Annotated in this window: 18 protein-coding genes; 9 read left to right on the forward strand and 9 right to left on the reverse strand. The window is 70.2% G+C overall.

Annotated elements, in window-relative coordinates:
* Nucleotides 1–99 precede the first annotated feature (99 nt).
* Nucleotides 100–783, forward strand: a complete 684-nt coding sequence (locus tag Q5Y72_RS05845; RefSeq protein ID WP_305962460.1) for a calcium-binding protein — start codon at nt 100–102, stop codon at nt 781–783.
* A gap of 78 nt (nt 784–861) precedes the next feature.
* Here Q5Y72_RS05845 and Q5Y72_RS05850 read toward each other — a convergent pair whose 3' ends face one another.
* The gene (locus Q5Y72_RS05850; RefSeq protein WP_305962461.1) at nt 862–3,027 is read right to left on the reverse strand and encodes a malate synthase G; all 2,166 of its coding nucleotides are present in this window, start codon (nt 3,025–3,027) and stop codon (nt 862–864) included.
* A 225-nt stretch (nt 3,028–3,252) separates the two neighbouring features.
* On the opposite strand from Q5Y72_RS05850, the gene Q5Y72_RS05855 reads away from it, so the two are divergent.
* From Q5Y72_RS05855 to Q5Y72_RS05885, 7 genes are read left to right on the forward strand one after another with little or no spacing between them, the layout of a single operon-like run.
* Nucleotides 3,253–4,212 (forward strand): AAA family ATPase, encoded by a 960-nt coding sequence (locus tag Q5Y72_RS05855; protein ID WP_305962462.1) that lies wholly within the window; start codon nt 3,253–3,255, stop codon nt 4,210–4,212.
* Nucleotides 4,206–5,090, forward strand: coding sequence for a DUF58 domain-containing protein (locus tag Q5Y72_RS05860; protein ID WP_305962463.1), 885 nt, complete (start codon nt 4,206–4,208; stop codon nt 5,088–5,090). Before Q5Y72_RS05855 ends, Q5Y72_RS05860 begins: the two co-directional genes overlap by 7 nt.
* A complete protein-coding gene (locus Q5Y72_RS05865) occupies nt 5,087–5,425 on the forward strand; it encodes a hypothetical protein (RefSeq protein ID WP_305962464.1) in 339 nt (112 codons plus the stop codon). The genes Q5Y72_RS05860 and Q5Y72_RS05865 overlap by 4 nt, the downstream gene beginning before the upstream one ends.
* Nucleotides 5,422–6,372 carry a VWA domain-containing protein gene (locus Q5Y72_RS05870; protein ID WP_305962465.1) on the forward strand — a complete coding sequence of 317 codons (951 nt, stop codon included), beginning with the start codon at nt 5,422–5,424 and terminating at the stop codon, nt 6,370–6,372. Before Q5Y72_RS05865 ends, Q5Y72_RS05870 begins: the two co-directional genes overlap by 4 nt.
* Nucleotides 6,360–7,262, forward strand: coding sequence for a VWA domain-containing protein (locus Q5Y72_RS05875; protein WP_305962466.1), 903 nt, complete (start codon nt 6,360–6,362; stop codon nt 7,260–7,262). The genes Q5Y72_RS05870 and Q5Y72_RS05875 overlap by 13 nt, the downstream gene beginning before the upstream one ends.
* Nucleotides 7,259–7,876 (forward strand): hypothetical protein, encoded by a 618-nt coding sequence (locus Q5Y72_RS05880; protein ID WP_305962467.1) that lies wholly within the window; start codon nt 7,259–7,261, stop codon nt 7,874–7,876. The genes Q5Y72_RS05875 and Q5Y72_RS05880 overlap by 4 nt, the downstream gene beginning before the upstream one ends.
* Nucleotides 7,873–9,075, forward strand: coding sequence for a hypothetical protein (locus Q5Y72_RS05885; RefSeq protein WP_305962468.1), 1,203 nt, complete (start codon nt 7,873–7,875; stop codon nt 9,073–9,075). Before Q5Y72_RS05880 ends, Q5Y72_RS05885 begins: the two co-directional genes overlap by 4 nt.
* On the opposite strand, the gene Q5Y72_RS05890 is transcribed toward Q5Y72_RS05885, so the two are convergent.
* Genes Q5Y72_RS05890 through Q5Y72_RS05925 form a run of 8 tightly spaced genes read right to left on the reverse strand, consistent with a single transcriptional unit; the run spans nt 9,036 to nt 16,288 of the window.
* Nucleotides 9,036–10,397, reverse strand: a complete 1,362-nt coding sequence (locus Q5Y72_RS05890) for an FGGY-family carbohydrate kinase (protein ID WP_305962469.1) — start codon at nt 10,395–10,397, stop codon at nt 9,036–9,038. The two genes, Q5Y72_RS05885 and Q5Y72_RS05890, sit on opposite strands and share 40 nt — an antisense overlap.
* Complete coding sequence (gene rhaM / locus Q5Y72_RS05895) at nt 10,394–10,708, reverse strand: L-rhamnose mutarotase (protein WP_305962470.1); 315 nt, start codon at nt 10,706–10,708, stop codon at nt 10,394–10,396. The genes Q5Y72_RS05890 and rhaM overlap by 4 nt, the downstream gene beginning before the upstream one ends.
* A complete protein-coding gene (locus tag Q5Y72_RS05900; protein ID WP_305962471.1) occupies nt 10,708–11,709 on the reverse strand; it encodes an ABC transporter permease in 1,002 nt (333 codons plus the stop codon). The genes rhaM and Q5Y72_RS05900 overlap by 1 nt, the downstream gene beginning before the upstream one ends.
* A complete protein-coding gene (locus tag Q5Y72_RS05905; protein ID WP_305962472.1) occupies nt 11,706–12,680 on the reverse strand; it encodes an ABC transporter permease in 975 nt (324 codons plus the stop codon). The genes Q5Y72_RS05900 and Q5Y72_RS05905 overlap by 4 nt, the downstream gene beginning before the upstream one ends.
* Entirely contained in the window at nt 12,677–14,212 is a 1,536-nt protein-coding gene (locus Q5Y72_RS05910; RefSeq protein ID WP_305962473.1) for a sugar ABC transporter ATP-binding protein, read from the reverse strand. Before Q5Y72_RS05910 ends, Q5Y72_RS05905 begins: the two co-directional genes overlap by 4 nt.
* 60 nt (nt 14,213–14,272) lie before the next feature.
* Nucleotides 14,273–15,265, reverse strand: a complete 993-nt coding sequence (rhaS, locus tag Q5Y72_RS05915; RefSeq protein ID WP_305962474.1) for a rhamnose ABC transporter substrate-binding protein — start codon at nt 15,263–15,265, stop codon at nt 14,273–14,275.
* Nucleotides 15,266–15,293: 28 nt separating this feature from the next.
* A complete protein-coding gene (locus tag Q5Y72_RS05920) occupies nt 15,294–16,100 on the reverse strand; it encodes a DeoR/GlpR family DNA-binding transcription regulator (protein WP_305962649.1) in 807 nt (268 codons plus the stop codon).
* A 20-nt stretch (nt 16,101–16,120) separates the two neighbouring features.
* Nucleotides 16,121–16,288 (reverse strand): hypothetical protein, encoded by a 168-nt coding sequence (locus Q5Y72_RS05925; protein ID WP_305962475.1) that lies wholly within the window; start codon nt 16,286–16,288, stop codon nt 16,121–16,123.
* Here Q5Y72_RS05925 and Q5Y72_RS05930 point away from each other — a divergent pair.
* Nucleotides 16,287–18,389, forward strand: coding sequence for a bifunctional rhamnulose-1-phosphate aldolase/short-chain dehydrogenase (locus tag Q5Y72_RS05930; protein ID WP_305962476.1), 2,103 nt, complete (start codon nt 16,287–16,289; stop codon nt 18,387–18,389). The two genes, Q5Y72_RS05925 and Q5Y72_RS05930, sit on opposite strands and share 2 nt — an antisense overlap.
* The last annotated feature ends 5 nt before the right edge of the window (nt 18,390–18,394 follow it).

The following is an 18,394-nucleotide window of genomic DNA, read 5'->3' on the forward strand; positions in this document are numbered from 1 at the left end:
GGCGGAAAACAGAGTGCGACGCTCGGTCCGGGGCGGCGGACGCGCGGCGCGCGACGACCGTCAGGGGCCTTCATGGACACGAACAGGGGAGTTCTGGAGATGCCGACATTCAATGGCAACGACGATGACAACCGCATCACCGGCGGCGGCCTTGCCGACCGGATCTTCGGCCGCTCGGGTGACGACTCGCTGCGCGGCGGCGGCGGCGCCGACACGATCGACGGCGGCGAGGGCAATGACAGCATCTGGGGTGATGGCGGCCACAACCTGCTGATCGGGCGCGCTGGCAACGACAGCATCTGGGCCGGCGGCGGCAACGACCGGATCGACGCGGGCGAAGGCAATGATGTGGTCTTGTCCGGCGGCGGCGCCGACCGCATCTCGGCCGGCGACGGCAATGACAGGGTGCTGGCCGGCGCTGGCAACGACAGCGTGACGGGCGGCGAGGGCAATGACGACCTGTTCGGCGGCGGAGGCGCTGATCGCCTGTCCGGGGGCGAGGGCGACGACCTGCTGCATGGCGGGGCGGGCAACGACATCCTGACCGGCGGCGAGGGCAGCGACCGGTTCGTGTTCGACAGCGGCCGCGACCGGATCACCGATTTCGAGAATGACGAGGATGTCATCGACCTGTCGGCCTTCAGCCGGTTCGACAGTTTCGCCGATATCCGCGGGGCTGCGCGCCAGTCCGGCTCGGACGTGGTGATCGAGACCGGAACCCACCGGCTGGTGATCGAGGACTATCGCCTCTCGCAGATGGATGGCGACGATTTCGCCTGGTAGGCGCCGCGCCCGCGGATGCCGGAAGGGGCGGGCCCGCGGGCCCGCCCCCTTGCCCTGGCGGCGGCGTGCGGCCCGCGCTCAGCCGTGCTGCTGCGCCTTGAGTTCCAGCCGGCGCGCGTGCAGCACCGGCTCGGTATAGCCCGAAGGCTGCACGCGACCCTCGAAGACCAGATCGCAGGCAGCCTTGAAGGCAATGCCGTCGAAGCCCGGCGCCATCGGCCGATACAGCGGATCGCCCGCATTCTGGCGGTCGACCACCGCGGCCATGGCGCGCATGATCGCCTCGACCTCGTCGCGCGCCACGATGCCGTGATGCAGCCAGTTGGCGATGTGCTGGGCCGAGATGCGGCAGGTCGCGCGATCCTCCATCAGCCCCACATCGTTGATGTCGGGCACCTTGGAACAGCCGATCCCCTGGTCGATCCAGCGCACCACATAGCCGAGGATGCCCTGGGCGTTGTTTTCCACCTCGCGGCGGATCTGGTCGGGCGTCCATTGCCGGTAGGCCGCCAGCGGAATGTCCAGCAGCGCGTCGACATAGGCCCGCCGCCCGCCCCTGGCCAGCTGCGCCTGCACGGCCAGCACATCGACCTTGTGATAATGCAGCGCGTGCAGCGTCGCCGCCGTCGGGCTGGGCACCCAGGCGCAATTGGCGCCGGCGCGGGGGTGTTCGATCTTCTGCTCGATCATCGCGGCCATGCGGTCCGGCACAGCCCACATGCCCTTGCCGATCTGCGCCTTGCCCGACAGCCCGCATTCCAGGCCGATATCGACGTTCTGGTTTTCGTAGGCGGTGATCCAGCCCTTGCGCTTGATGAAGTCCTTGCGGCTGAACGGGCCGGCCTCCATCGAGGTATGGATCTCGTCGCCGGTGCGGTCCAGGAAGCCTGTATTGATGAAGCAGACGCGGTGCCGGCCGGCGCGGATGCATTCCTTCAGATTGACGCTGGTGCGGCGTTCCTCGTCCATGATGCCCATCTTGACGGTGTATCGGGGCAGACCCAGCACCTCCTCGACATGGCTGAAGATCGCGTCGGCAAAGGCGACCTCGTCGGGGCCGTGCATCTTGGGCTTGACCACATAGACCGAGCCGGTCACCGAGTTGCGCGACCCGTCCGTCTTGGCGAGGTCGTGCAGCGCGATCAGCACGGTGACCATCGCGTCCATCAGCCCCTCGAAAACTTCGCCCCCGTCGCGATCGAGAATCGCCGGGTTGGTCATCAGGTGGCCGACATTGCGGACCAGCAGCAGCGCCCGGCCCTTCAGCGACAGCGTGCCGCCGCCGGGCGCGGTATAGTCGCGGTCGCCGTTCAGGGCGCGGGTGATCGTCCGGCCGCCCTTCTCGAAGCGCTCCGACAGGTCGCCCCGCATCAGCCCCAGCCAGTTGCGATAGGCCATGACCTTGTCCTCGGCATCCACGCAGGCCACCGAATCCTCGCAGTCGATGATCGCCGACATGGCCGATTCCAGGAGCACATCGGCCAGCCCCGAGGCGGTCTGGCGCCCGATCGGATGATCGCGGTCGAAGACCAGTTCGACATGCAGGCCGTGATTGCGCAGCAGGATCGACCGTGGGGCATCCGCGTCGCCACGATACCCCACAAATCTTTCCGGCGATTTCAGGGCAGAGCCGTCCACCTCCAGCGCGCCCCCGACGATGCGGTATCGGGCGGCATTGCCGTGGCTGGTGCCGGTCAGCGGGAAGGTCTCGTCCAGGAACACCGCCGTGCGCGACACCACGCGGGCGCCCCGGCCGGTGTCGAACCCGCCCGAGGGCAGCGGCAGGCCCATCGCGTCGGTGCCATAGAGGCAGTCATACAGGCTGCCCCACCGCGCATTCGCCGCGTTCAGCACGAAGCGCGCATTGGTCGAGGGCACCACCAGCTGCGGTCCCGGCACCTGCGCGATCTCGGGATCGGTGTTGGCCGTGTCGATGGCGAAGTCGCCGCCCTCGGGCACCAGATAGCCGATGTCGCGCAGGAAGGCCTTGTAGCCCTCGCGGTCATGCGGGCGATCGCGATGGTCGCGATGCCACGCGTCGATCTGCGCCTGCAGCTCGTCGCGCCGCGCCAGCAAGGCGCGGTTGCGCGGCCCGAATTCATGCACCAGCGCGGCAAGCCCGGCCCAGAAGCGGTCGGCCGCGATGCCGGTGCCGGGCAGCGCTTCGTCCTCGATGAAACGTGCCAGCCGGCGATCCACGCGCAGGCCGTTGCGATCCTCGCGCGGTTGTGCAGTTCCTGACATCCCAAGCCCCCTTCGATTGCCGTCATTCCCGGTGTTCCGGCACGCGGTATACCGTCGAACACCGGCCAGAGTCCAAGCCCGTTTTCGCCTGAGCCGCGACGCGGGCGGCGTTCATCACCCACCTAAGTCTGAGGCGACCCGGACGGCAAGGGCGGTATGGTAGGCTTGCCCCGCGGGACATGCCATGCCGCCGCGACAAGGGCCGCCACGACCTGGGAGGAGGCGATGAACGAGATGAGCGACAGTCCCCGCGCCATCGCGCGTCTGGGGGCCGAGGTCGGCGCGGCGCTGATCGGCCACGAGGTTCTGGTCGAACGCCTGCTGATCGCGCTGCTGGCCGGTGGCCATGTGCTGATCGAGGGGCCGCCCGGCATCGCCAAGACCCGCGCCGTCAAGCAGCTGGCCGCGCATCTTCCCGGCAGCCATGCGCGCATCCAGTGCACGCCCGACCTTCTGCCCTCGGACCTGACCGGCACGCAGGTATTCCGCCCCGAGACCGGCGGCTTCGATTTCCTGCCGGGGCCGATCTTCCACAGCCTCGTGCTGGTCGACGAGATCAACCGCGCCCCGCCCAAGGTCCAGTCGGCGCTGCTCGAGGCGATGGCCGAACAGCAGGTCACCACGGGTGGCACGACCCGCACGCTGCCCGATCCCTTCATGGTCGTGGCGACCCAGAACCCGATCGAGCATGAGGGCACCTTTCCCCTGCCCGAGGCGCAGCTGGACCGTTTCCTGCTGCATCTGCGGCTGGACCTGCCCGATGCCGGGGCGGAACGCGCGATCCTCGATCTGGTCGAGGCCGAGGCCAAGGCCGCCGCGCCGCCCGCAGCGACCTTGGTCAGCCGCGCGGATCTGGCACAGGCCCGCGCCCAGGCGGCGCAGGTCCACCTGGCCCCGGCGCTGAAGGATTTCATCGTCAGGCTGGTGATGGCGACGCGACCGGGCGGGGCGGTGGCCGACTGGGTCGAACACCCGGTCTCGCCGCGCGGCACGCTGGCGCTGGCGGCCGGGGTGCGGGCGCGGGCCTGGCTGCATGGCCGCGACCACGGCCTGCCCGAGGATGCCGAGGCGCTGGCCGCCGACGCGCTGTCGCACCGCATGGTGCCCGGCTGGCAGGCGGTGTCCGAGGGGCGCAGCGGCCGGTCGCTGGTGGCCGATGCACTGCGCGAGGTGCGGCCGTGGTAGGGGCCGCGAGGCTGCCCGACGCGCCGGGGATTCGGCTGACGGTAGCCGAACTGATGGCGCTGCGCGACGAGGCGCGGGGCCCCGGCCGGCATCGTCCCGCCACCCGCAGGCAGGGCGCCGTGCCTGCCCGGCTGGCCGGGGCGGGCATCGACCTGCGCGAGATCCGCGCCTATGTGCCGGGCGACGATCCGCGCCGCCTCGACCCCGCCGCCACGGCTCGCACCGGCCAGCCGCATATCCGCAGCCTGCACGAGGATCGCGACGACACCACCCTGCTGGTCGCCGATTTCCGCCGGCCGATGCTGTGGGGCACAGGCGCGGCGCTGCGTTCGGTCCGCGCGGCGCGGCATCTGGCGCGGTCGGGCTGGCAGGCGGTTCTCCGCGGCGGCAGCGTGGCGGGGCTGGCCGTCTCGGACGCGGGGCTGGCCGAGATGCGGGCCTCGACCGGCGATGCCCAGATGGCGGCGCTGGCGCGGCTGCTCGCGCATCAGCACGACCGCGCCCTGCGCCACGCGGCCGCGCAGCCCGGCATCATGGCCGATGCGCGGCCCGAACCCATGCCCGAAGCGCCGCCCGATCGGCTGGTCGAGGCGCTGGCCCATGCGGCGCGGCTTGCGCCGGCGGGCGGCCGGGTCATCCTTGCGACCGCGCCCGGTGCGTGGCTGGCCGCGTGCGATGCGCTGGCGCGGCTGGCCCGGCGCCGGTCGGTCAGCGTCGTGCTGATGCTGGACGAGGTCGAATGCGCCAGCCCGTCCGGGCTGCTGGCCGTCAGCGACGGGCGGCACAGCCGGCTGGCCCGCCTGTCGCTGCCGGACCTGGCCGCCGACACGGCGCGGCTGCAGGCGCTTGGCGTCACCCCCGCCGAGGCGCGACCGTGACCCAGGCCGAGCTTCTGGCGGCGCTGGCGCCGCCGCGCCTGCCGGCCGACCTGGCCCGGATCGGCTGGCGCGAGGGGCTGGCGCTGGTCAGCCTGGGGCTGCTGGCGGCGGTGATTCTGTTTGCGCTGCTGGCGCCGATGCTGGCCCGCAGGCCCTCGCGGCGCGCGCGCATCCGTGCCACCCGCGGGCTGCCGGTGCCCGATCGCCTGCTGGCGATCGCCCGCATCCTTGGCCATCTGCCCGCGACCCTGCGCCCGGCCGCCTATGGCGCCGCGCCGCCGCCCGGGGACCGCCAGATCGAGCGGCTGGCCCTGCGCAGCCGAAGGCCGCGATGAGCCTGGCCGCACCCTGGCTGCTGGCCCTGCTGCCCCTGCCGCTGCTGCTGCGACGGCTGCTGCCGCCGCTGGCCTTGCGGCGCCCGGCCCTTGTCCTGCCGCCGCATCTCGATGCCGCCGCGCAGCAGGCCGGATCGGCGGGGCTGCGGCGCGGACCGTGGCTGGCGGCGCTGGCCTGGGCCGCGCTTGTCCTGGCGCTGGCCGGTCCAAGGATCGAGGCGGTCAGCGACATCGTGCCCGCCTCGGGGCGCGACATCGTGCTGGCGCTGGACCTGTCGGGCAGCATGATGAAGGAGGATTTCCAGCTGGACGGGCAGCCGCTGACCCGTCTCGACGCGGTCAAGCGCACGGCCTCGGCCTTCGTGGCGGCGCGGCGGGGCGATCGGATCGGGCTGGTGATCTTTGGCGAGCGGGCCTATTTCGCCGAACCGCTGACCTCCGACGTGGCCGCCGTCGCCCGCACGATCGACGAGGCGCAGATCGGCATCTCGGGCCGCGGCACCGCGATTTCGGACGGGCTGGGGCTGGCGACCAAGCGTCTGTCGCAAAGCGCGGCGCCCAGCCGGGTGATCGTGCTGCTGTCGGACGGCGTGGACACCTCGGGCACGGTGCAGGCAGTCGATGCCGCGCGGCTTGCCGACCGCCACGGCATCCGCATCCATTCGATCGCGCTTGGCCCCGAGGACCTCGAGACGCAGCCCGCATCGCGCGACGCGGTCGATGTGGCGACGCTGCGCGCGGTTGCCGCGGCGGCCGGCGGTGAAAGCTTTCGGGTGCGCACCGTCGCCGATCTGGACCGCATGGCCGAGGCGCTGGACCGGCTGGAACCGAACCCCTCGGCCCGCCCGCCGATGCGCTACTGGCAATCGCTGTGGGTGTGGCCGGCGGGGCTGTCGCTGGCCTGCCTGGCACTGATCGGCCTGCGGAGGCGCGGATGGACGGGCTGATCCTGTTGCGGCCCTGGTGGCTGGCGGGTCTCGTGCCGCTGGCCGCGCTGCTGATCTGGTCGCGGCGCCGCCTGCCGGATGCCGGGGGCTGGCAGGCGGTGATGCCGCGCGACATGCTGGCGGCGATGGTCGCGCTTGGCGCGTTGGGCGGTCGGCCGCCGCGGTGGCAGCGGGGCCTGGCACCGGCGGCGATCGCGCTTTTGCTGCTGGGGCTGGCGGGGCCGGCGCTGCCGCGGCCGGACGCGCCCCTGCTGGCCCAGACCGACGCGGTGGTGCTGGCCATCGACCTGTCGCCCTCGGTCGCGCAGGGCCCGGCGCTGGCCGAGGCGCGGCTGGCCGCGGCGGGGCTGTTGCAGGGGCTGGCCGGCCGGCCGGTCGGGCTGATCCTCTACAGCGGCGAGGCTTATGCCATCGCCGCGCCCACCACCGATACAGCGGTGCTGGAGACGCAGATCGGCGTCCTGGATGCCGAGACCATGCCCGCCCCCGGCAGCCGCGCGGCGGCGGGCCTCGGGCAGGCGGCGGCGCTACTGGCCGGGCTGCGCCGGGCCGATCTGGTGCTGATCTCGGATGGCGGTGGGGTCGATGCGGCGGCGGTGGCCGAGGCCGACCGCCTCGATCGGCAGGGGGTGCGCATCTCGGCCCTGCGACTGGATGAGCCGGCGCCGGCCGCACCGCCGGTGCCTCACGACGCGCTGGACCGGCTGGTGCGCGGTGGCGGAGCGGTGCTGCCCGCGGCCGAGATGCGGCAAATGGCAACGCGGCTTCGGCGGTCGGGCGCCAGCCTGCGCGATCCGGCGCTGGTGGCGTTGCGGTTTCGCGACCTTGGGCCTTTCCTCGCTGCGCTGGCGGGGCTGCCGCTGCTGGTGATGCTGCGGAGGCCGCGATGAGGCGGGCGGCGATTCTGCTGGCCATGGCGGCGGCCGGGCTTATCGCAGCGGGACCCGAGGCCCTCGGGCGGCTCGCCCTGCGAAGCGGGCTGAACGGCGCTGCCGCCGCGCTGCTGCGCGATCCGGCGGCGCGGGGCGTCGCGCAGTTCCGGCTGCGGCGGTTCGAAGCCGCCGATGCCAGCTTTGCCGCGGCCGGCCGCGCGCAGACCTACAATCGCGGGCTCAGCCTTGCCGCGCGCGGCGACTACATGCTGTCGCGTGCCTATTTCGACGCGATGCTGTTCGCCAATCCTGCTGACTCCGCCGCGCGGCAGAACCGCGATCTGGTCGATGCGATGATCGATCCGGTGCGCGGGCAGACCACGGCGCCGGGCCGGATTGCCGGGGCGGGCGGGCTGTCGCCCGACGAGGCGCCGATTTCCGACCTGCTGGCGAATGCCTCGGGGCCCGAATGGGAACGCCGCTTCGACCGCAAGGGCATCGCCGCCACCGATGACTGGCTGGCCACGATCAGCGACGATCCGGGCGAATTCCTTCGGCTGCGGCTGCGCGCCGAGCATGATCGCCGCGCGGCGCTTGGCCTGATCCGCCCGGACGAGATCTCGCCATGGTGAGGCATCTGGTCCTGATCCTGGCCGCGCTGCTGTCCTTGCCGGCCGGCCCCGCGCCGGCGCAGGAGGCGCGGCTGATGATCCTGCACGACCACGGCAACCCGGTGGTGTCCGAGATGGTCCGCCTGCGGATCAGGGGCGAATACGATCTGACCGTCTCGCTCGAGGACATGCAGTTTCCGAACTCGCCAGACTATGACTGGATGCAGATCGCCCGCGACGACTGGCACAAGGAACGCGTGAACGGCCGGCTGCGGCAGGTCTTCGAGCGGCAGGTGGCGCTGTTCCCGCGCCGGGTCGGGCCGCTGCAGGTCGGCCCGGTCAGCCATCGGCTGACCTATGTGACGCCCGATGACGGCCGCGCCGAGATCGAGGTCGTGGCGCCGCCGGTGACGCTGAACGTGAAGGCCTTTCCGGGCGGCTACACGCCGCTTGCCGCCAGCCGGCTGACCCTGACGGACGAGTTGTCGGCCCAGCCCGGAAGCCTGAAGAAGGACGAGATCCTGACCCGCCGCGTCACCGTCGAGGCGCTAGGCGCGCTGGCCCATTCGCTGCCGCCGCGCCCGGACCTGCGCCAGCCCTGGATGATCAGCTTTACCGTCCCCGAGACCCGCGAGACGGTGCTGACCGCGCAGGGGCCGGTCGCCCGCGTGGTCTGGGAATGGCAGATGCGCCCGCAAACCGGCGAACCGGCGATCCTGCCGGGCACGGGTTTTCCCTGGTTCGACACCGACAGCCGGCAGATCGAGGTCGCGCCGCTGCGCCCGATTCCCTTCGGGTTTGCGGGGTTCGGATCGAATTTCGGTGATGCCGGGGCCGCGGGCGCCCGCAACGGCCTGATTGCGGCGGTGGCGCTGGCCGCGGGAGTCCTGGCGGGAATGACGCTGCTGGCGCGCCATCGCGGCATGCTGCCGCCGACAAGACTGCGCGGCCTGTGGCGCAGGCTGCGGCCCTCGCCGCACCGGGCGGCGCTGCGGGCGGCGGCGGCGCGCGGTGACCTGGGCGCCCTGCGCCGCGCGGCCGAGGCCCATCTGCGCTGGCTTGGCCTGCCCGTGACGGGGCTGCAGGCGCTGGACCGGCAGATCTATGCGGAGAGCCCGCCCGCGGGTTTCGACGCGCGGCACTGGCTGCGGGGCTTTCTGCGCGACGCGCGGCGGATGCCTCAGCCCGCGGCGACCGCCGCCTGCCAGCGCGCACCGTAGGCGGCCAGCCCGGCACGGTCCGCGGGCTGGGGCCAGACCCGCGTTGCGGGCGGGCGCGTGTCCGTCAGGCACAGCAGCGCCGCGCCGACCGAGGTACCGGTGGCCGATCCGGCGGTCTCGACGCCGTCCGGACGCAGCGCGGCCAGCATGTCCAGATAATCGGGATTGCGCGCGAACGGCCCCTCGACCACCACAGGGCCGCGCGCCCCGATCAGACCAAGGCAGGCATCGGTCATCAGCGCCAGATACCATGACAGCGCGACCATCCGCGGCCCCGCACCGCCCGGCTCGGCCGTCCAGCGCATCCGGCGACCCGGAAACGGTCCCGATCCCGGCTCGACCGCGGGCAGCAGCATCAGCCCCTGCCGCAGCGCCGCCTGCCGGTCGGCCTCGGTCCGGGGAGCGCTGTCGCCGGCGCCGACGATCTGGAACTTGCGCCCGCCCATGAAGCGGGCCGAGGGCACCGGCTGGCCAAGCGCATTGACGTTCACCAGCACGTCGCGCCTCGCATCCAGCGGACCCCGCGCCCCGCCGATCGCCATGGCGACGACCCAGGTGCCGGTCGAGACCACCGAGAATGGCGCCGCACGGCCCAGCACATGCGGATAGAGCGAGGCATTGCTGTCATGGATGCCGACCGCGACCGGGGTCGCCGGGGCCAGCCCGGTTGCGGCGGCGACCTGCGGGGTGACCCGGCCCAGCATCTCGCCGGGGTGCCGGGGCGGCGCGATCAGGCCGGCCAGGCCCAGCCGCCCGGGCAGGTCGGACCAGTCGCCCGCCCAGGGGTTCCACAGGTCGGTGTGGCAGCCAAGCGATGTCACGTCGCTGGCGATTTCCCCGGTCAGCCGCCAGCCCCAGTATTGCGGGTAGGTCACGACATGGGCCAGCCGCGCCGCGAGCCCGGGGTCCTCGTGCAGCATCCAGTGCAGCTGCGCCCCCAGGTTCAGGCCCGCGGGCAGGCGCGGGGATCCGGTCTGCGCGAAGTCCGGGCGGATCGCGTCATATGCGGCGGCATGTCCGTCGGGGCCGGGATGTTCGTAGTCCAGCATCGGCGCGGCGATGCCGCCATCCCGGCCCAGGACCACGCCCGAGGCGCCATGCGTCGCCACCGAGATCGCGTCGATGCCATGTGCCGCGTGGAAGCCGGCCAGATGGTGCAGGAAGAAATCCCACAGCCCCTCGAGGTCGAATTGCGGCCAGGGTGGCCCGGGCCGGGGCCTGTTGGGCCGCGTGACCACCGCGATCTCGGCCAGCGTCTCGCCTTCGACCAGGGCCAGCTTGGCGTTGGTCTTGCCGATGTCGATGACGGCGATGCGGGTCATGGCAGGTGGAACATGGTGGCCAGCGGCACCACGACGGGCCGGTCGTCGGGATGCGTCTCCATGATGTCGGCCATGTGCGCCCACCAGCGGCGCATGACCGGATGCGCCGGCAGATCTTCCATGCCGTGATCCTCGCGCCGCCACAGCACGCCGAACAGGGCGTCGGTCTGCGGGTCGAGATGGATCGAATAGTCCTCGACCCCCGCCGCCTTCAGCAGCGCGACCAGTTCGGGCCAGATCGCGTCATGGCGGCGACGGTATTCCTCGGCCATGCCGGGCTTCAGCATCATGCGGAAGGCGTGTTTCTGCATCACGCCCCCCGCGCCATCCGCCACAGCCGGGGCAGGGCGATCACGGCGATCAGCAGCGCGCCGACGATGATGGACATCACGATGCCCGGCACGTTCAGCAGCCCGAGGCCGAAGGTCACGAGGCCCATCACGAAGGCCGCCAGCACGACGCCGGGGATCGTCCCCGACCCGCCCAGGATGCTGACCCCGCCCAGCACGACGATGGTGACGACCTCAAGCTCGAAGCCCGAGGCGATCGAGGGACGCGTCGATCCCAGCCGCGAGGTCAGGCAGATCGCCGCGATGCCGCTCATCAGCCCGGTCAGCAGGAACAGGATGAACCTGACCCGATCGACCCGGATGCCCGAAAACCGGGCGGCGGTCGCATTGTTGCCTATGGCATAGACCATGCGGCCGAAATTCGTGCGGTGCAGCAGGATTCCGAAGGCCAGCGCGGCAAGGGCAAAGATCACCAGTTCCACGGTGATGACCCAGACGACATAGCCCTGTCCGAACCAGGCGAAGGCAGGCGGATAGCCGGTGAAGGCGCCGTCGCCCAGCACGATGTAGCTGATGCCGCGAAACAGGCTCATGGTGCCGATCGTCACCACGATCGAGGGCAGCCCGAAGCGCGCCACCAGGAGGCCGTTGAACGCTCCGCAGGCCAGCCCCGTGCCCAGACCCAGCAGCACCAGCACCGGCGTCGGCGCCCCTGCGGCCATCGCGACGCCCATCACCGTCGAGGCCAGCGCGATGATCGCGCCCACCGACAGGTCAATCTCGCCGGCCACGATCAGCATGGCCATGGCAAAGGCGATCATTGCCTTTTCGGTGAAGTTGAAGGTCGCGTCGCTGAGGTTCCAGGGATCGAGGAAATAGGGCGAGGCCAGGGAATTGAGGATGAAGATGGCGATCGCCGTGACCAGCAGCAGCGCCTCCCAGCTTTTCAGGGCGCGGGCGGCGGGGCTGCCGAGGCGGTCGGGGATCTGGCGGCCGGTGGTGGCAGGGTTGGCGGTGGTCATGTCCGGTGCTCCGCGCGCTTCAGGATGATGCGGCCGGGGTCGCGCCGGCTGGCCGCGTTGAAGGCGATGGCGACCAGGATCGCGCTGCCCGAGATGGCCATCTGCCAAAAGGGCGAGATGCCCACGACCGGCAGGGCGTTCTTGATGATGCCGAGAAACAGCGCCCCCATCACCGCGCCGGCGACGCTGCCCGATCCGCCGGCGATTGCGATGCCGCCGATCACGCAGGCCGCGACCACGTCCAGTTCGAACCCGCCGGCGATGTCGACATAGGCGACGGCATAGCGCGCGACCCACAGATAGCCTGTCAGCCCGGCCAGCGCGCCGGCCAGCACGAAGGCCAGGAACTGCGTCCGCCCGACCGAGATGCCGGTATAGACCGCCGCATGGGGGTTGCCGCCGACGGCGTAGAAGGCGCGGCCAAGCGGGGTGCGGGTCAGCAGCAGCGCCATCGCCGCCACCGCGGCCAGCGCGATCCAGGCCATCACCGGCAGCCCCGCGACGACCGCGCGCGGGAACGCCTTGAAGGCATCGCTCATCTGGTGGGCGTTGATCCATGCGCCGCCGGTCAGCAGGAAGATCGTGCCGCGATAGATGGTCATGGTGCCCAGCGTGACCACGATCGACGGGATGCCGAGGCGCCAGACCAGCAGCCCGTTCACCGCGCCAAGCGCGGCGCCGAGACCGATCACCGCCAGCAGGATCAGCGGCAGGGGCAGGCCCGCGCCGTTCATCAGCGCCGCGACCATGCCGCACAGCGCAAGGTTGGCGGCCACCGACAGGTCGATGCATTTCGTCACGATCACCACCATCTGACCCAGTGCCAGAAGGATCAGCGGCGCGGTGTCGGTCAGCACGCGGGCCAGGTTCGCCGGTGCGACAAAGCCGGGAAAGCGGGTCGCGATGACCGCCAGCAGGATCAGGATGGCCAGCGCGAGGATCGCCTCGCGGGATGTGACGAGGCGCGTCATGCGGCGGCTCCGCTGTCGGTGCCGGCCAGCCCGACGGCGGCGCGCACGAGGTTTTCGGGGGTCATCCGGTCACCCGAGAATTCGCCCGCGATGCGGCCCTCGCGCATCACGATGATGCGGTCGGACATGCCCAGCACCTCGGGAATCTCGCTGCTGACCATGATCACGGCCAGCCCTTCGGCAGCCAGTTCGGACATGAAGTCGTGGACCGCAGCCTTGGACCCGATGTCGATGCCCTTGGTCGGCTCGTCCAGGATGATGACGCGGGGCCGGGTGGCCAGCCACTTGGCGATCACCACCTTCTGCTGGTTGCCCCCCGACAGCAGCGCGACGTCCTGATCGAGGCTGGCAGCGCGCAGGTCCAGCCGCTGGGTATAGTCGCGGGCCATCGCGAATTCCTCGGCCAGCCGCAGGAAGCCCGCCCGGCTGGTCCGCGCCAGCGAGGGCAGCGTGACGTTCTGGAAGATCGGCAGCCCCTTGACTGCGCCCTGCCGGCCGCGATCCTCGGGCACATAGACGATGCCCGCCTCGACGGCCTGCGCGGTGGAGCGGATCGCGCGCACCTGATCGCCGATCCGGCAGGCGCCCTTGGAGGGCTGGGTGATGCCGAACAGCGCCTGCATCACCTCGGACCGCCCGGCGCCGACAAGGCCGTAAAAGCCCAGGATCTCGCCCTGGTGCAGCGTGAACGAGATGTCCTCGAACTCGGTCGGGTGGCAGTAGCCCGCGACCGTCAGCGCGGGCGGGCCGATGCGGGCCGGGCGCTTGGGATAGATCTGGTCGACCGCGCGGCCGACCATCATCTGCACCAGGTCGGATTCGGTCACATCTGCCATTGCGCCCTCGGCGACGAACTGCCCGTCGCGGAACACCGTCCAGCGGTCGGCGATGCGGAAGATCTCGTCGAACTTGTGGCTGATGAACAGGATCGCCTTGCCCTGCGCCTTCAGCTTTTCCACCAGCTCGTAAAGCTCGTGGATCTCCTTGTGGCTCAGCGCGGCCGTCGGCTCGTCCATGATGACCACGCGGGCGTCGATCGACAGGGCGCGGGCGATGGCCACCAGGTGCTTGCTGGCGATGCCAAGATCGACAAGCCGGGCCGAGGGGTCCAGGTCGGCACCGATCGCATCGAGGATCCGCCGCGCCCTGTCGCGCATCGCGCGGCGGTCGATCAGCCCCCACCGGTCGCGCGGCGCATGGCCGATGAAGATGTTCTCGGCCACCGTCATCTCGTCGAACAGCACGGTTTCCTGATGGATCGCGGTGACGCCCGCCTGCCCGGCCGCCTGCGCGGTCGGAAAGCGCGTCTCGGCGCCGTCGACGATGATCTGGCCCTCGTCGGGCTGGTAGATGCCGGTGAGCACCTTCACGATGGTCGATTTTCCCGCGCCATTCTCGCCGATCAGCGCGGTGACCTGGCCGGGATGAAGGTCCAGATGGACCCCGTCCAGCGCGCGGACGCCGGGAAAGGACTTGACGATGCCGCGCAGCGACAGCACCGGGCCGGCTGCGGCCGGGGACATGGCCTGCATTGGGATGATCCTTCGGAAGGAGGCAGGGTCCGGGCGGCTGGCCCGGACCCGCTTGCGGGTTCAGAAGATCGAACTGAACTCGTCGATGTTGCTGGCGTCATAGGTGAAGGGATCGGCCATCGCGGCCTCGGTGTTGTCGTCCAGTGTCACCTCGCCCATGCGGCCGATGGGGATGGTCGCGCCCGGCTCTGCCTTGGCATCGCCCTTGGCCAGGTGATAGGCGATCATCGTCGCGGAATAGCCAAGGTCGATCGGGTTCCAGATCGCGAAGGATTTCGAGGCGCCCGATTTCACGTGGCCGGCCATCTCGGAGGGCAGGCCAAGTCCGGTGACGTTCACCTGGCCGATCTTGCCGGCGTCGGTGACGGCCTGCGCGGCGGCGACGATGCCCACGCTGGTCGGGGCGATGATCGCCTTGAGGTCGGGATAGGTCTGCATGAGGCCCTGCGCCTCGCGATAGGACTTGTCGGCCAGGTCGTCGCCATAGACGGTGCCCACCACCTTCACGTCCGGGTAGTTGCCCGCGACCTTGTTCATCTCTTCGATCCAGGTGTTCTGGTTGGTCGAGGTGGTCGTGGCCGACAGCACCGCAACCTCACCGCCCTCGGGCAGGTGATCGGCCGCCAGCTTGATGATCGTGTTGCCGATCAGCGCGCTGGACGAGGGGTTCAGATGCATCTGCCGGCCCTCGGCCGCGACGCCGGAATCCCAGCTGATGACCGTGATGCCGCGATCCATCGCCTTCTTCAGCGTCGGCACCAGCGCGTCGGTGTCGTTGGCGCTGACCGCGATGGCATCGACGCGCTGCGCGATCAGGCTGTTGATGACCTCGATCTGGCCCTCGGCGGTGGTGTCGGTGGGGCCGGTATAGATGATCTCGACCCCGCCCAGTTCGGCCGCGGCTTCTTGCGCGCCCTTGTTGGCGGCCTCGAAGAAGCCGATGCCAAGCGCCTTGACGACCAGTGCGATGCGCATGTCCTCGGCCTGTGCCGATCCCGCGACAAGCGCGGTCGCCATCGCGGCGGTGGTCAGGGCCTTTCTCAGAATGCTCATGTGTTCCTCCCTATGAGCGGTTGGCGCGTCATTCCTGCGCGCGCGTCTTGCGGTCGGTCGCGGCCAGCGGCGCCACGATCAGGCGGATCTCGGCGGCCTGAAGCATCTGCGCCTCGCGATCCGTGATGCCGTCATCGGTGATGACGGTGTGGATGCGGGTCAGCGGGCACAGAAGCAGGCTGGATCGCTGCCTGAATTTCGAGCTGTCGGCCAGCACGACCAACTCGTCGGCCTGGCCGATCAGCTTCTGTTCGGCCTGCACCAGCAGCGGGTCGCCCTCCATCAGGCCAAGGGGGCCGAGGCCGCGGCAGCCCATGAACATGCGGCGGGCGTGGAAATGGTTGCTGCCATCGGCGTCGAAGGGCGACAGGATGATGTTCTGTTCGCGGTAGATCGCGCCGGCCGGCAGCAGCACGGTGTTCTTCGACTGCTTCAGCAGGTGTTCCGCGATGGGAAAGCTGTTGGTGAAGACCTGCAGCCGCTTGGTGGTCAGCGGATGGACCATCTGGAAGGTCGTCGTGCCGCCATTGATGATGATGGCGTCGCCATCCTCGCACAGATCGACGGCGGCCTGCGCGATTGCGCGTTTCTGCGCGATGTTGATCGTCTGGTTCACGGCGAAGGGCCGGGCGTTGATGCCCACGAACTGCGGCGGGGCGATGGCCTCGGCGCCGCCGCGCACCCGGCGCAGCTTCTTGGCGACGTGCAGCTGGGCGATGTCGCGCCGCACGGTGGCCTCGGAGGCGCCGGTCAGCGCGCAGCAATCGGCCACCGTGACGACCGGCCGTTCCTGGACCGCCGACAGGATGATGCGATGGCGTTCGGTTTCCAGCATGGTGCCCCTCCGTCCCTCGATCACAGCTTCCACCATTTTCGCGCATTGTCAATCAATAATGATCGAAAAATACTTTCTGCATGTGCATAATGATCGGTGATGATCGAAAATGATTGACCAATGCGGCTGTCGGGGTGTATCGCCGATCTGATCGCGCGGCGCATCGCCGCCACAAGGGAGGCATCCATGACCAAGACACTTGCCGCCGACCGGCTGGAAAACCTGTGGGATGACGGCCGTGCCGCCGCGATGAGCGAATCGGAAAAGCTGCTCTACCGCTCGAACCTGCTGGGTTCGGACAAGCGGGTGACGAATTACGGCGGCGGCAACACCTCGGCGAAGGTCATGGAAACCGATCCGCTGACCGGCGAGGCGGTCGAGGTGCTGTGGGTCAAGGGATCGGGCGGCGACATCGGCTCGATGGGCATGGACGGGTTCGCCACGCTCTACATGGACCGGTTGCGGGCGCTGAAGGGCCGGTATCGCGGCCTGGCGCATGAGGACGAGATGGTCGGCTATCTGCCGCATTGCACCTTCGGGCTGAACCCGCGCGCGGCCAGCATCGACACGCCGCTGCACGCCTATGTGCCGCGCCGGCATGTCGATCACGTCCATTCCGATGCGATCATCGCCATTGCCGCCTCGGTCAATTCGCGCGCGCTGACGGCCGAGATCTTCGGCGACGATATCGGCTGGCTGCCCTGGAAGAAGCCCGGCTACGAGTTGGGCCTGTGGCTGGAGAAATTCGCCACCCAGAACCCGCAGGCGCGCGGCTGCGTGCTGGAAAGCCACGGGCTGTTCACCTGGGCCGACGACGCCAAGGACTGCTACCTGACCACGCTTGAGGTCATCAACACCGCCGCAGAATGGCTGGCGCGGCGCAGCGCCGGCAAGCCCGTCTTCGGCGGCGTCGCGCGCCCGACGCTGGAGCCGGCGCAGCGGCGCGAGATCGCGGCCCGGCTGATGCCGGCGATCCGCGGGCTGATCTCGAAGGATCGCCACAAGGTCGGGCATTTCGACGACCAGCCTGCGGTGCTGGACTTCGTGGGCTCGCAGATGCTGGAGACGCTGGCGCCGATGGGAACATCCTGCCCGGACCATTTCCTGCGCACCAAGATCCGGCCGCTGGTCGTCGATTTCGACCCCGCGCGCCCCGATCCGGACGCCACCATCGCCGGGCTGGCCAGGGCGGCCGAGGATTACCGCGCCGATTACGCCACCTATTACGATCGCTGCAAGCATCCCGACAGCCCCGCCCTGCGTGATCCGAACGCGGTCGTCTGGCTGGTGCCCGGCGTCGGCATGATCACCTTTGCGCTGGACAAGGCCACGGCCCGCATCTCGGGCGAGTTCTACGTCAATGCGATCAACGTGATGCGCGGGGCCAGCGCGGTCAGCACCTATCAGGGTCTGCCGGAACAAGAGGCCTTCGACATCGAATACTGGCTGCTGGAAGAGGCCAAGCTGCAGCGCATGCCCAAGCCGAAATCGCTGGCCGGTCGGGTCGCGCTGGTGACCGGCGGCGCCGGCGGCATCGGTGCGGCGACGGCCGAACGCTTCCTGCGCGAGGGCGCGTGCGTCATGCTGGCCGATATCGACCAGGACGCGCTGGCCGGTGCCCGGCAGGGGCTGGCCGCCCGGCACGGTGCCGATGCGGTCCGCTGCGTGCAGATGAACGTCACCGACGAACACCAGGTCGCCCGCGCCTATGCAGAGATGGCAGTCGAGTTCGGCGGCATCGACATCCTCGTGTCGAATGCCGGCATCGCCTCGTCGGCGCCGGTCGAGGACACCTCGCTGGCGATGTGGAACAAGAACATGGACATCCTGTCCACAGGCTATTTCCTCGTCTCGCGCGAGGCGTTCAGGACCTTCCGCACACAGGATATCGGCGGCGCGGTGATCTTCGTGGCGTCCAAGAACGGGCTGGCGGCCAGCCCCAATGCCAGCGCCTACTGCACCGCCAAGGCGGCCGAGATCCATCTGGCCCGCTGCCTGGCGCTGGAAGGCGCCGAGGCCGGCATCCGCGTGAATGTCGTCAACCCCGACGCGGTGCTGCGGGGCAGCAGGATCTGGCAGGGCGACTGGCTGGACCAGCGCGCCTCGACCTATGGCACCGACAAGGAAGGGCTGGAGGAGATGTATCGCCAACGCTCGATGCTGAAACGCTCGGTCCTGCCCGAGGACATCGCCGAGGCCGCGTATTTCCTTGCTTCGGACCTGTCGGCCAAATCGACCGGCAACATCCTCAACGTGGACGCCGGCAACGTCCAGGCGTTCACGCGGTGATGGCG

Source organism: Paracoccus spongiarum (genome assembly GCF_030732095.1).
Lineage (GTDB): Bacteria > Pseudomonadota > Alphaproteobacteria > Rhodobacterales > Rhodobacteraceae > Paracoccus > Paracoccus spongiarum.